The sequence below is a fragment of the Photorhabdus thracensis genome, from assembly GCF_001010285.1.
In the GTDB taxonomy this organism is placed as follows: domain Bacteria; phylum Pseudomonadota; class Gammaproteobacteria; order Enterobacterales; family Enterobacteriaceae; genus Photorhabdus; species Photorhabdus temperata.
On record NZ_CP011104.1, the window covers coordinates 1,445,904 to 1,459,789 of the forward strand.

A 13,886-nucleotide genomic window follows, 5' to 3' on the forward strand; every position below is an offset into this window, starting at 1 on the left:
ACTCCTTCTATATAAATAAAAACGCCCCCCGATATAACTAACGGAGGGCATTAAATTATGCAAAATTAATCCTGGAAAATTGCGGAATATCTGTCAGCGCTCCGATAATACGGGTTGCCTGTTGATACTGTTCTGCAACGGATAACGCATGAGGCCAGGCATACACATAGGGAATACCTGCCTGTATTGCTGCTGTAATCCCCAAATCTGTATCTTCAATTACCAATGTTTGATGAACATCCATAGACTTCAATTCCAACATGGCAAGATAGGGATCGGGATTAGGTTTCGTTCTTACAACATCGTCACCAGAGATCAAAGCTGGGCTTTCGCTCAATCCCAATAATCCAATATTAGCCAAACACACTTCACGCGGCGCAGTAGAGACAAAACCAAAAGAGATGCTGTGCTGTTGTAAAGCCGCTATCAGCCCGGCAACCCCTGGGCGAAGGTAACTTTGAGACAGCTTATCTTTGTAAACAGAGACAATTTTAGCCGTGATCTCTTGCTGCCGCTGATCTGGAACCCCAATATAATCCAGCGTCTCTTTCAAACTCAGACCGATAAGTTGCTGCGGTTGTACATGATGTGTGTAGTCAGGGGCCAAATCACAAAGAACATCAAAGTGCAATTGCTCACTGTCGACAATGACCCCATCAATATCAAAAATCACATTAAATTTGTCCATGTGAAAAACTCCATTACTTGAGATCGGAAATGCGGATCAGTACTTTACAATTTGGAGTATAGAGCGGTTTTTGGGTTTTACCCGCAATATCGCAACCCACAGTGAGAAAAGCCTGCAAGTAATCATTAAAATCAAAGATCTGACTGACCAGACGACCCACCGGAATCACACCATCCCGGATCATGGTATAAGCACGTTCAAAGCTGTTATTCAGAGAGTCAATAGAACCAATGACTGAAAGACTCTTATCCGCAATCTTAAGAATATCAAGGTTGGCATGTTTATCTTTAAGCGCAACATTCAGCAATTTTCCGCCAGGAGCCAGATGTTCGAAAATGTACTCGGTTAACTGGCCGGTGGTATCTACACATAGATCGATAAGTGCCGATTTATCGCCATATTTCTGCGTTAAAGCCTCATCAAAATCAGTATACAGCTCACATTCCGGCGGCAGATTTTCTCTGGCAAACTGAACACGGCTCTCGTTTTTCTCGACCATGAAAGCCTTGACGCCTCTGGCATGTAAAGCCCAAATGTAGAGCATACCCATTGGACCTGCGCCAGCCACTGCTGCGCGAATATTAGTATGAGTGATACCCAGCTTATCGACACCGGTCAATGTACAACTAAGCGGCTCGGTCAGTGACGCCTCTTCCATGCTGACATGATCATCCAGTTTTATCAGTGAACTCTCTTTAGCCAGATACTGTTCAGCAAATGCCCCGTCATAGGAAACCCCAGCTTCGGTTCCCAATTTTTTTTCACAATGATTTGGGCTTCCCGTCTGGCACATCCGACAATGCCCACAGGAATAAGTTGGGTTGATCACCACGCGGTCACCCACGTTAAAACGCGTAACACTTCTTCCTATTTGAGTGACAACACCCGTTGTTTCATGACCGAGCGTCGTCCCCGGAATCGCAACAGGGTAAGAACCCGTGATAATCCCAACATCCGTACCACAGACACCACAAACCGCAATATCAACCACCACATCATCAGACTCAACACAATGTAACGGCTCAACATCCCGAATTTGAACATCCCATACCTGATTAAATTTAAGTGCTTTCATTATGCTACCTCCTTGTTATCCAGCATATCTAAAGTCAGATCAGCAAAAGTTAGATCCAATTTATGCAAAATCTCGCTTAAATGTTCCTTAGTGCAAATCAATGGAGGACGAACTTTGAGTGCACGGCCTTTCCCATAACGAGAGCCCCGGATGATCAAATTATGATTGTTCGCAGTCGCAATCGCTTTTGCAGCAAATTCCGGTGATGGCGTATCAAAACCAAACATGTAACCGACGCCTCTGACACCGGTAATTTCTGGATATTTACGCTGTAATGTTAATAAGCCATTACGCAAATAAGCTTCGTTACTCTGCACATTCTCCAGAACATGTTCATCTTCGATAATATCGATAATTTCGTTGAGAGCTGTGAGTGAAAGAGGGTTAGCGCCTGATGTGCTGGAATGTTCGAAAGACTCTAATACATCCAATGAACTACGCATCAATACACCACCGGTAGGGATACCTATGCCACCAGCGCCTTTAGCGAAAACAATAATATCCGGTTCTAATTCTTTGGCGTAACCGGTTGATGCGAAGAATGTTCCTGTGCGTCCAAATCCTGTCTGCACTTCATCTGCAATAATGATAATGTCATGTTTATGACAGATATCTCTAATCTTACGGTAAAAATCAACAGGGAAAACGATATTTCCACCATTTCCTTGAATAGGCTCAATGATTAGGCAGGCAATATTGTCATTTGATCCCAATTGAATAAATTGTTCCAGATCAAAATACTGATTTTGTTCTGTGCCCGGTTCCAATTCAGACATGACGCTGGCAGGAGTCGGCACTTTTAAAGAGCCATCAATATTGACATGAAAATCTTTAATTCTAAAAGCATTACCCGAAATTTGCGCTGTAGCTAAAGACTGACCATGATGAGCCAGAAAGAAAGAGATAACCCCTGACCGCCCTGTTGCTTTTTGAGCAATACGAATGGCGCATTCAACCGCCCCGGAGCCGGAAACATCCCGCAACCATATTCTATTAATTCCTTCAGGGGTATGTTTAACTAATTTATTCAGAATATATTGAGACATTTCATGAGTATAAGCTGAACTCAAATGTGTACATCTGTCGATTTGCTGTTTTAATTTTTCTGCTATTCTGCGATTAGTGTACCCCAGTGGAAGGTTAAATGTTCCCGAAGCCGCGTCAATATACTTTTCACCATCTATTTCTAAATAAGGACCGTTCCCAACAAAGCGAGAAAGCATATCTTCAAACCGTTGTCCATTTTCCATAATCTTATCACCTTAATTAACCATTTCTAACTACAAGAAAACACAATAATCGCGAACAGGTAAGAGAATATTTACTAAAAATTAATTTATATCAATAAAAAACAGATAATAACCCCAAAAACATTTAAAAAATTAAAGTATTTTGTATAAAATACATTATTATTTTGAATGCATTGTTAATTACATACAGAATTGCTAGTAAATATGGCTAGTACAGGTAATTCTGTTTAAAATCCTGTAGAACTGTCAGAAAATCTTGCAACTCTGCCTCAAGCGATAACCATAAGAATATTTGTATAGCCCTATGACTATTTCCTTTATGATAGGTGACCATCTTGATTATTTCTGATGTGTCAGAAACGATATACTTTTTTATTGAGAATGAGTTACCAAAGAAATGAAAAAATAAAGTAACTATTTATTAATGAAATAATTTCAAATAGAACACTTTAGGATAAGGGCTGCTAATAATCTGACATACCTTAAAAAAGTGCTGAAGCAGCCTAGCCGGTTTACACAGTTAAGCAGCTCGTATAAAGTTCAGGTTTGAAAAAGCAGTAAAGAGTTCGGTTGTGCACGATATTTAAATAAACCTATCGCTAGTTTGAAATAACCCGCTAATAGGCTCTCTGGCATACACAAAATCTTTAATTATGCTGGAAACTCAATGCCACTGTGCCGATTTACGAATAAAACCATCACAATTTATTGAAATACTAAAAGAATAAATATGCGAAATTACATTTTTCTGTTACTTAGTTTGGTGCTTTTCGGACCACTGGGTATCGATCTGTTTTTACCTACAATTCCCGCCATTGCTGAAGATTTTCAAGTTAATAATGAGGTCATTCAATCGACTATCTCTTTATTTCTGCTCATCATGGGACTGGGGCAATTAATCGCCGGACCATTGGTGGACAAATTTGGCCGTCGACCGGTTGCCTTAATGGGGATCATTTTGTACATCATTGGTTCTATGATCGCAGCACTTTCAACCAATTCCGAAATTTTTGTCGCGGCACGGATCATTCAAGGATGTGCTGTTTGCTGTACCAGTGTCGTCTGCATCAGCGGTGTACGCGACCGCCTGAATGGTGACGAGGCAGCTAAAGCCTACGGTTTTCTTAACAGTACACTGAATATTGTTCCTGCTCTCGCTCCGTTACTGGGTGGTCTTTTGGCTGAAATGTTTAACTGGCGGGCGCCATTCTGGTTCTTGGTCTGCTACGCAGTTATTGTGCTGCTTATCATTGCCATTTGGCTGCCAGAAACGCGCCCCGCAAACACTAAACCCATTCATGGATTGCCGCTGAAACAGTATTATCAGATTCTCAGCAATGCCCGGTTTATGCATTTTGCACTGGTTAACGCTGGCATCATGGCAATAATGATTACTTATGTTTCATTTGCGCCAACTGTGTTAATGACCGAAGGCCATATTTCACCACTGGTATTTTCATTGATTTTTGGCGGCAACGGGCTCTGGACTATGATCGCCTTCCTGCTCGCCAATAAAGTCCTTCATCGAACGGGTCGCCCTTTCTGCTTGCTGTTTGGGACAATTCTGATGGCACTGGGCTGCCTATCACTGTTCTCAGGAATACATCTGCTGCCAAACGTAGCCAACCAACACTGGCTAAGTTATATGTTACCGGTTGCCTTCGCTTGTGCAGGTTTGGCGTTTGTTATGGGGCCCGCTACCAGTTATGCTCTGGAACCTTATTCTGAAGAAGCAGGCGTCGCTTCCGCATTGATAGGGTTCGTCCAGATGGCTGTTGGCTCTATTATCTCTCTGGGCGCTATGGCGTTACCATTTCCACCCAAACAATCATTGATGCTGGTGATGCTACTGGGTACCGTGCTAACCCTGTCAGCACACTTACTCAGTCGCAGCTTGAAAGGACGGATTGTCTCGCTAAAATCTTAAAATCTGTCACGCAAAGCCATCGTTCGGTATCACTGCTCAGAACAATGGCTTTGCTCACTAGAAGTCACACACCCAACCCCATCATCTGCATCAGTTGTTGTGCCTGCTGAATCGCCTCCTGACGATTCGCAATCCCCAGTTTCTGATACAAATTCCGGATATGAGTCTTAATGGTTGTCGTTGCTACATCCAGCTCTGCGGCAATCTGATCATTGCTGTAGCCTGAATAAATCAGTCCCAGCACCTGCCACTCACGCTGCGTCAGTGGACTATTGCGAATAAGCTCCGGAACATCAGGATGTGTCAGCAACTGTGTGACGAAACTTTCGTCAAAATGAGCGAATTTATGACGATGCTGACGATTGATATCACGTAAAATGCGCTGTGCTCGGTGCAACTCCAGTTCAGACAAAGTATTCAGCTGGATAAGCTGACGCAGTTGCTGGGCCATCAACTCACCTTCAATCACGAAATGGCTGATAAATCCGGTGCGGTTAGCCAGAGCCAATGCCTCGATAAGCACATTCTGCGCTTCGCTTTTATGTCCTATATGCCAGTAAAGCAAGTTACATAACAGTAGATTACGGTTCAGATCGCTTATTAATTGCAATTCTCTCGCATGTTGATTCAGCATATCCAAAATAGATTCCGCCTCATCATACAGGCCGAGAAGGATCTGAGCGCGGGCGATATTACGCCACTGGCCCTGATTAAAATGATTATCGACGCTGTCTGGTCGCTCGGTCTGCGCCAACCATCGAACAGCCGCGCTTTTCTCTTCCATATTCTGCCAAATGATGACTCTCAGTTTGTCAGTATTGGTTCGCCAGTCTCTGTGATATTGCCCATTATTCAATAAGTTTTCACAGCGTGCCAAATAACGGCGGGCATTATCAATATCTCCCCTGGTTAAAGAACATTTAGCCAACTGTGTCAGGCACTGCAACTGCTGCTGAGGTTGGAAGTTCGATAACACCTCCAAGCCACGCCGCGCGGCCTCTTCTGCTTCATCAAGACGGGACCAGCACCACAAAAGCTGTGAGCGGATGCGCAAAAGGAATTCATGCATCGGAAGCTGCTCCAGATGCTGTTCACGGATCAATTCAAACGCCTTGTTCTGCGTTTCATAGGCGGTCTGCAAATACCCTTGGGCCAGTAAAATCTCGCTTTGCTGCAACAATGCCCATAACGCATAGTGATGAACTTGGAAACGGCGCGCAAGCTGCTCAGTTTGTTGCATCCGCGTCAATGCATCAGCCAGCTCGCCTTTACAATGTAAGACTTCACCTTCCACGGAAGTTGCGACAATACGACTGTATTCATTCTGCGGCAACAGTGCCGCCAAAGCTTTCTTCGCCAGCTTATCAGCCATCTCCGGCTTGCCGCTGTTCATAGCGACTTGAGCCCGTAAAGCATCAAACTCAGCCAATAAATCCGGCTCAATAGCAATCTGTTTCTGATGCAGTGCTTGTTCCGCCTGGCTCAACAGTGTATTTACCTCCGAGTAGCGATGCTGACTTTGAGCCAGCCAGGCCTGAAGCAACACCAGACGCGGACTCTCCAACAATTGCTCATAAGGCAGCGCATTCATGCACTCTTCCAGCAGAGATAGCTCACTGTGGTTAAACAATGCCCAAGCATGTTGCAACAGAATATCACGTAACATGGCAGTATCGCCCGCAGCCAGCGCATGATGAATAGCCTCCCCCGGATATCCCTGAACCAACCAGCCTTCTGCGGCAGCACGATGCAACTCCGGCAATTGCAACGCCATTTCCCACTGACAGCGTTGACGTAAAAATGAGGCAAAAAGAGGATGAAAGCGAAACCATTCGCCAGAGTCATCCATCCGTTGGATAAACAGCCCCTGACGTTCGGTTTCTTCGAGACGTTGCTGCCCATTCTCTTCACCGGTAAGACGAACAATCAAACCATCATTCATGGAGCGCAAGATAGAGCTGCGCAACAAAAATTCACGGGTTGATTTATCCACCTGATTCAATACTTCATCCACCAAATAGTCGGAAAGATGGCTGGCGTTAATTCCCGATAAGCGTTTAGCCGACAGTTCAGCAGCATCACACGACTGCCGCGCTGAAAGCGCAATCAGTTGAAGCGCCGTTGCCCAGCCAGCCACTTCGTTGCACAGACGTTTACAATCGTCGGCTTCAAGCGATGGAGTTAAACGTTTGTCAAAAAATTGCTGGGTTTCCTGATGATCAAAAGCCAGTTGCTGACTATCGATTTCCAGCAATTGCTCACGCACACGCAGATTGGCAACCCCAAGAGAAGGCAAATTGCGTGATAAAATCGTTAAAGTAAGATTCTCAGGCTGGTGACGCAGGAAAAACCGCATAGCCTCATGAATAATATTATTCATAATCAGGTGATAATCATCAATCACCAGGAAAATCGGTCGTCGCCATTCATTGAGTTCAATAAACAGTTGAGCAAAGAGTGCGGGTAAATTGGCATATTGGTGTTTTTGGGCCAACACTTCACTTTTGGCGCAATGCCCTTGTGTGGCCTGCTGCAACGCCGCGATAAGATAGCTGGCGAAACGCTCCGGCTGATTGTCGCTTTCATCCAAAGAATACCATCCCAGATTATCTTGCCCGGCCGCCCACTGAGATACCAATGTGGTTTTACCGTAACCAGCAGGGCTGGTTATCAGAACAAGACGATAGTTAGACGACTCATTCAGTCTGATCAACAGGCGTTTACGCCAAACCGTATTATTCAGACGAACAGGACGACTCAGTTTTGATGGGATAAGCATTGATTTCCGTGCCCATAAGAAGCGATAAATAAAACCTGCGCCGGAACCCTATGTGATGTTATTAGATAATTTATATCACGGCCCGTAATAATGTCATTAATAAGCCCAACCAAATTTAGTGAAATACACAGCCTTTGCAAACCTGTTTGCGAACCTCATTGTATTAAGTTGCGCACCCTATCACATTCTTGAACAGCAAATTCCATTTTCCATCGATAAATTATGGAAGCCGACCGCAAACCACTCCATTAATCTCCAGGAAAAAATGGACTTAATAAATCGCAAATGATGCCAAATAGGATTATCGACTACGCCCTTTTACTCCACCCTGACTAATACCTCTCTAGGATGATGTTTTAGGCTCTGAGAGCATTCAGCATAGCGTCTAAATTTTCCTTTTTCAGCTACAGGATGAAGACTCCATGCAACAGACCAGATTAGATAAAGCCCAGTTTCAAGCTGCGCTGACGCGTCAATGGCAGCGCTTTGGCCTCGGATCAGCCCAGGAAATGACTCAGCATCAGTGGTGGCAAGCTGTCAGTGCGGCCCTGTCAGAACTACTGCCCTCAAGCCCTGTGATCACTGCTCCTTCCGACCAACAACAACGCCATGTGAACTATATCTCTATGGAGTTTCTGATTGGCCGTTTGACTGCAAACAATCTGCTTAACCTTGGCTGGTACCAAGACGTTCAAACTTACCTGGCGGAAGAAAATATCATTCTTAGCGATCTGCTGGAGCAAGAAACGGACCCCGCTTTAGGCAACGGCGGCCTCGGACGGCTTGCAGCCTGTTTTCTCGACTCTATGGCAACCGTTGGTCAATCAGCAACCGGCTATGGCCTGAATTATCAATACGGCCTGTTCCGCCAGTCTTTTAATCAGGGACAGCAAATTGAAAAGCCGGACAATTGGGGGCGAGAATCCTATCCCTGGTTCCGCCACAATGCTCAGTTGGATGTTGAAGTTAATTTTGGTGGCGAAGTCTTAATGACAGACGATGGGCGCGAAACCTGGGCACCTGAATTTACATTGATTGGGGAAGCCTGGGATCTACCGATTATTGGTTATCACAACGGTGTTACCCAACCACTGCGCCTGTGGCAAGCAACACATGCTGATCCATTTGATCTCAACAAATTCAACGATGGTCAGTTCCTGGCGGCAGAACAGCAAGGTGTTGAAGCAGATAAGCTGACGAAAGTTCTCTATCCGAATGATAATCACCAGGAAGGCAAACGCCTGCGTCTGATGCAACAATATTTCCAATGTGCCTGTTCTGTGGCGGATATCCTGCGTCGCCATCATCTGGCAGGACGCAAAATAGAAGATCTGCCGAAGTATGAGGTTATCCAGCTTAACGATACCCATCCAACTATTGCCATTCCTGAAATGATGCGCATTCTGCTGGATAAACACCAAATGAGCTGGGAAGCAGCATGGGAGATAACCAGCCATACTTTCGCCTATACTAACCACACGCTGATGCCGGAAGGGCTGGAATGCTGGGATGAACATCTGGTAAGCCACCTGTTGCCACGCCATTACAACATCATTCAAGAAATTAACCGCCGTTTCAAAAATCTGGTGGAGAAAACCTGGCCGGGCGATCAAGCCGTATGGGAAAAATTGGCGGTACATTATAACCATCAGGTGCGGATGGCGAATCTTTGCGTCGTCGCCGGCTTTGCCGTGAACGGGGTAGCAGCACTGCACTCAGAACTGATCGTTAAGGATCTTTTCCCAGAATATCACCAACTGTGGCCGAACAAATTCCATAACGTGACGAACGGTGTTACACCACGTCGCTGGATCAAACAGTGTAATCCAGCACTGTCAGGGTTGATCGACCGGACGCTCAACCGTGAATGGATTAACGATCTTGATGCACTTAACGTGCTTGAACCTTATGCAGATGACGCTGCTTTCTGCGAAGAGTATCGGGCTGTCAAACAGGGCAACAAAATCCTCCTGTCCAATTATGTGAATAAAATAATGGGACTTAAACTGGATCCAAGCGCCATTTTCGATGTGCAAATTAAACGCTTGCACGAATATAAACGTCAGCACCTGAACCTGCTGCACATCCTATCGCTTTATAAACAAATTCAGGAAAATCCGGCGCTGGATATTGTTCCACGCGTATTCCTGTTTGGTGCGAAAGCAGCACCAGGCTACTATCTGGCAAAAAACATTATCTCTGCGATCAATCAGGCCGCCGAAAAAATCAATAATGATCCTATTGTTCGTGATCGCATCAAGATCGCTTTTATTCCCGATTACAAAGTTTCTGTCGCAGAACTCATGATCCCGGCGGCCGATGTTTCAGAACAAATCTCCACTGCCGGTAAGGAAGCTTCCGGTACAGGAAACATGAAACTCGCACTGAATGGCGCTCTGACTATCGGAACATTAGACGGAGCGAATGTCGAAATTGCCGAGCAAGTGGGAGACGACAACATTTTCATCTTCGGACACACCGTCGAAGAAGTAAAAGCTTTGAAAGCTGCCGGTTATGATCCATTGACGTTACTCAAGGAAGATAAACATCTGGACAACATACTCAAGGCACTGGCCAGCGGCGAATTCAGCTACAGTGATAAGCGGGCATTTGACATGCTGCTGCACAGCTTGATTGAAGGTGGTGACCCTTATCTGGTACTGGCTGATTTTGCCTCCTATTGCAATGCCCATAAGCGGATCGATGCCTTGTACCGTGATACTCAAGGCTGGACACGCAGCGCCATTCTGAATACCGCCCGCATGGGTATGTTCAGCTCTGACCGGACAATCCGAGATTATCAACAACGTATCTGGCAAGCAAAGAGATAAGGAAAAATCATGGAGGATAAAAGCCTCGATCATTTAGCGACCGAGGCTGGCATTGTTGCCAGCTATATCAATGCTTATGGAAAACCACAGGCGATTCCAGCAGACACCAGACACCGCCTGTTAGATGCCATAAATGTAAACAAACCGGCCAGCGAGCCGGTTTCCCCCGTACCGGCGGTAAAAGTTTTTACTCAAGGGCAGCGCTTCACTATCACCCTGGAAGACGATAGGAATTACCAATGGCAGATACGAACGGAACAAGGAGAGGAGTTTCAGGGGCATGGCAGCCATCAACTGACTTTTCCTGATACCCTTGCTCAGGGATATCATCGCCTTACTCTGACGCAAGGCAGCCAATGCTGGTCTATGCAAATTATCGTCACGCCCAAACGCTGCTATGAGCCAAATGCGCTGTTAAAGGGGGAAAAACTTTGGGGCGCCTGTGTGCAACTTTATACACTGCGTTCAGAAAACAATTGGGGAATCGGAGATTTTGGCGATCTGAAATACATGCTGCAAGAGATAGCGGCGCGCGGGGGTTCCTTTATCGGATTGAATCCATTGCATGCGCTGCATCCAGCTATGCCAGAAAGCGCCAGCCCCTATAGCCCCTCGTCACGCAACTGGCTTAATGTGGTTTACATTGATGTTAATCAGATTGAGGATTTCAAACACAATGAAGAAGCGCAGAGTTGGTGGCAATCACAGACGACTCAGCGCATGTTACAACATGCCCGCAGCACAAAATGGGTGGATTACACCACAGTTATGGCGTTGAAAATGGCAGCACTGCGTCTGGCATATCAACAGTTCAATACCCGTTCAGCAACTGACTCCCAACAGGTATCTTTTCACCAATTTGTCATTCAAGGTGGTGAATGCCTCTACTATCAAGCCGTCTATGACGCTCTGCACTGTCTGCTATACGCTAAAAATAGCAGCTGTTGGGGTTGGCCTGTATGGCCGGAAGAATATAGCAATCCATACGGCGAAGCCGTACAAACATTTTGCCAGTCTCACCCGCAGGAAGTGGAATTCTTCCTCTGGCTACAGTGGCTGGCCCATACTCAACTTGCAGACTGCTTTGCCCAAAGTCAAACCAGTGAAATGCCCATTGGGCTTTACCGAGATTTAGCCGTTGGCGTAGCCGAAGGAGGATCGGAAACCTGGTGCAACCGGGCTGTCTACTGCACCAAAGCATCTGTGGGAGCGCCACCGGATGCTCTGGGGCCATTGGGTCAAAACTGGGGCCTGCCACCAATGAATCCTCATGTTTTGCAAACCCAGGCTTACCAACCATTCATTGAGCTGCTGCGCACAAATATGACCTATTGCGGCGCCCTACGCATTGACCACGTTATGTCGATGCTCAGGCTCTGGTGGATCCCCTATGGCGAAACCGCCGACAAAGGGGCATATGTACACTACCCAGTTGATGATCTGCTGGCAATTCTGGCACTGGAAAGTCAACGCCATCGCTGCTTGGTCATTGGTGAAGACTTGGGTATCGTACCGGAAGAGATCGTAGATAAACTGCGCGATAATGGCGTCTATTCTTATAAAGTGCTCTACTTTGAGCGCAATGAACAGGGGGAAGTCCGTGCACCGGATGATTACCCAGTACAAGCAATGGCAACGATAACCACCCATGATTTGCCTACTTTGCGCGGATTCTGGCAAAGTACCGATTTGACACTTGGGGACTCACTCAGGCTATATCCTGATAAAGATCTTCTTCAAAAGTTATATACCGAACGTCAGGCAAGCAAACAAGAGTTATTAGAGGGATTACATCGCTACGGCTGTATTCCAGAACATATCGGCCACACGGCAAAAGAAGTAGCAATGTCACCCGAGATAAACCAAGGGTTACATCGCTATATTGCCCACAGCAACTGCGCACTGCTGGGGCTGCAACCCGAAGACTGGCTGGATATGGATAAACCCGTCAATATTCCAGGTACTACGATGGAATATCCCAACTGGCGACGTAAATTAAATACCACACTGGAAACTATGTTCAGTGATGATCATGTAAACCAATTACTAAATGATTTGAATACATGCCGTAAAAAAGCAGGGGCAACCGAGGGCTGAACGCCGTAACATCGGGTTCTCCTCTCTGAAAGCGCTATCCTTTCCCATTTAATAATTTAATGAAATTATGATTTTCAAGGATGGTTTATAATCTAAACCATCCTTAAGATTGCTGACTTTTAGCTCCTCGATTATCACTGTTGAGTTTTCACCAAGACATTTTCTGATGTCGCACAGCAAGGAACATCAATAAGGCTTTATTAGTAGTGGTAACGGCATTGCACAATAATGATTGTTTCGTCTGTCACCTTGTAAACTAGGCGATGTTCTCGATCAATCCGCCTGGACCAATATCCCGACCAATTATGCTTTAGTGGCTCTGGATCACCAAGCCCACCAAAGGGCTGCCGTTTAATATCTTTAATTAACGTATTTACGCGCTTTAAGATTTTTTTATCGGTCTGTTGCCAATGCAGATAATCCTCCCATGCCATTTCCGCCCAAGATAAAATCATTCTTCCAATAATCCTTTCTCAACGGTTTTACCGGCCTCCACTTCCGCGATAGCCTGGTTCAAACGAGCAGCATTTTTGGTGCTGGCCATCAAGTAGGCCGTCTCTTCGTAAGACTGGAAATCTTCCAGGCTAATAACGACAGCTGGTTTACCGTTCTGGCGAGTGATGATAACGGGCTTGTGGTCATCATTCACTTTATCCAGGGTTCTAGCCAAGTTAGCCCGGAATGCTGAATAACTCATCGTATTCATAGTTATTACCTCACAATGTTGTACCCATAACTGTACTTGTACAGATATAAGTACGCAAGTGTTGCGCTAACAATACTTCTGTATACCATCAGGGCTGGTTAGTTCCTCATTTTAGCAGCTCAACCATACCTGGATAAATTATAAACAAAATGGAATCCCCCACTAGGCGTCAAAAAAGGTAAAAGCAATTGTTAAAACCTTATACCGATTAAAACCAAAAGTTAAAAAAATGACTTTTAATAACAGCTTAAAACCTGCCCATCATAAAATTATCAGTGAAAAACGAAAACTTTATTAATGCTCATATTCCCGGAAAAAAGACAAATATGAATAACTTAATCATAAAATCTATTTTTCCAAAGGGAACAACTTTAATAAAGTTTTCAACTGGTAATAAACTTTATCATAAATAAATTAAATAAGATTCCAAAATAGCGCTACATCTTATACTACTCATAATTCTATATATAACAATGGGTTGAAGAAGGCCATGTGTAGCAAAATTATGAAATGTTATTTAAATAATCTCCCAT

At 45.0% G+C, this 13,886-nt stretch carries 9 protein-coding genes; 3 read left to right on the top strand and 6 right to left on the bottom strand.

Annotated elements, in window-relative coordinates; genetic code table 11:
* Positions 1-55: 55 nt before the first annotated feature.
* Genes VY86_RS05750 through VY86_RS05760 form a run of 3 tightly spaced genes read right to left on the bottom strand, consistent with a single transcriptional unit; the run spans position 56 to position 3,013 of the window.
* Positions 56-688, bottom strand: coding sequence for an HAD family hydrolase (locus VY86_RS05750; RefSeq protein ID WP_046974250.1), 633 nt, complete (start codon positions 686-688; stop codon positions 56-58).
* A 13-nt stretch (positions 689-701) separates the two neighbouring features.
* The gene (locus VY86_RS05755) at positions 702-1,763 is read right to left on the bottom strand and encodes a zinc-dependent alcohol dehydrogenase (RefSeq protein ID WP_046974251.1); all 1,062 of its coding nucleotides are present in this window, start codon (positions 1,761-1,763) and stop codon (positions 702-704) included.
* On the bottom strand, positions 1,763-3,013 hold the full coding sequence (locus VY86_RS05760) for a class-III pyridoxal-phosphate-dependent aminotransferase (protein ID WP_046974252.1): 1,251 nt from the start codon (positions 3,011-3,013) through the stop codon (positions 1,763-1,765). Before VY86_RS05760 ends, VY86_RS05755 begins: the two co-directional genes overlap by 1 nt.
* A gap of 730 nt (positions 3,014-3,743) precedes the next feature.
* Here VY86_RS05760 and VY86_RS05765 point away from each other — a divergent pair.
* Entirely contained in the window at positions 3,744-4,940 is a 1,197-nt protein-coding gene (locus VY86_RS05765; protein WP_046974253.1) for a multidrug effflux MFS transporter, read from the top strand.
* A gap of 64 nt (positions 4,941-5,004) precedes the next feature.
* Here VY86_RS05765 and malT read toward each other — a convergent pair whose 3' ends face one another.
* Entirely contained in the window at positions 5,005-7,719 is a 2,715-nt protein-coding gene (gene malT / locus VY86_RS05770) for an HTH-type transcriptional regulator MalT (RefSeq protein ID WP_046974254.1), read from the bottom strand.
* Positions 7,720-8,141: 422 nt separating this feature from the next.
* Here malT and malP point away from each other — a divergent pair, with 422 nt between their 5' ends.
* The gene (gene malP, locus VY86_RS05775; protein ID WP_046974255.1) at positions 8,142-10,550 is read left to right on the top strand and encodes a maltodextrin phosphorylase; all 2,409 of its coding nucleotides are present in this window, start codon (positions 8,142-8,144) and stop codon (positions 10,548-10,550) included.
* Positions 10,551-10,559: 9 nt separating this feature from the next.
* The gene (malQ, locus tag VY86_RS05780) at positions 10,560-12,647 is read left to right on the top strand and encodes a 4-alpha-glucanotransferase (RefSeq protein WP_046974256.1); all 2,088 of its coding nucleotides are present in this window, start codon (positions 10,560-10,562) and stop codon (positions 12,645-12,647) included.
* Positions 12,648-12,847: 200 nt separating this feature from the next.
* Here the strand turns inward: malQ and VY86_RS05785 are convergent, their stop codons facing one another.
* A complete protein-coding gene (locus VY86_RS05785) occupies positions 12,848-13,102 on the bottom strand; it encodes a Txe/YoeB family addiction module toxin (protein WP_046974257.1) in 255 nt (84 codons plus the stop codon).
* Positions 13,099-13,353 (bottom strand): type II toxin-antitoxin system Phd/YefM family antitoxin, encoded by a 255-nt coding sequence (locus VY86_RS05790; RefSeq protein ID WP_046974258.1) that lies wholly within the window; start codon positions 13,351-13,353, stop codon positions 13,099-13,101. Before VY86_RS05790 ends, VY86_RS05785 begins: the two co-directional genes overlap by 4 nt.
* Positions 13,354-13,886 lie beyond the last annotated feature (533 nt).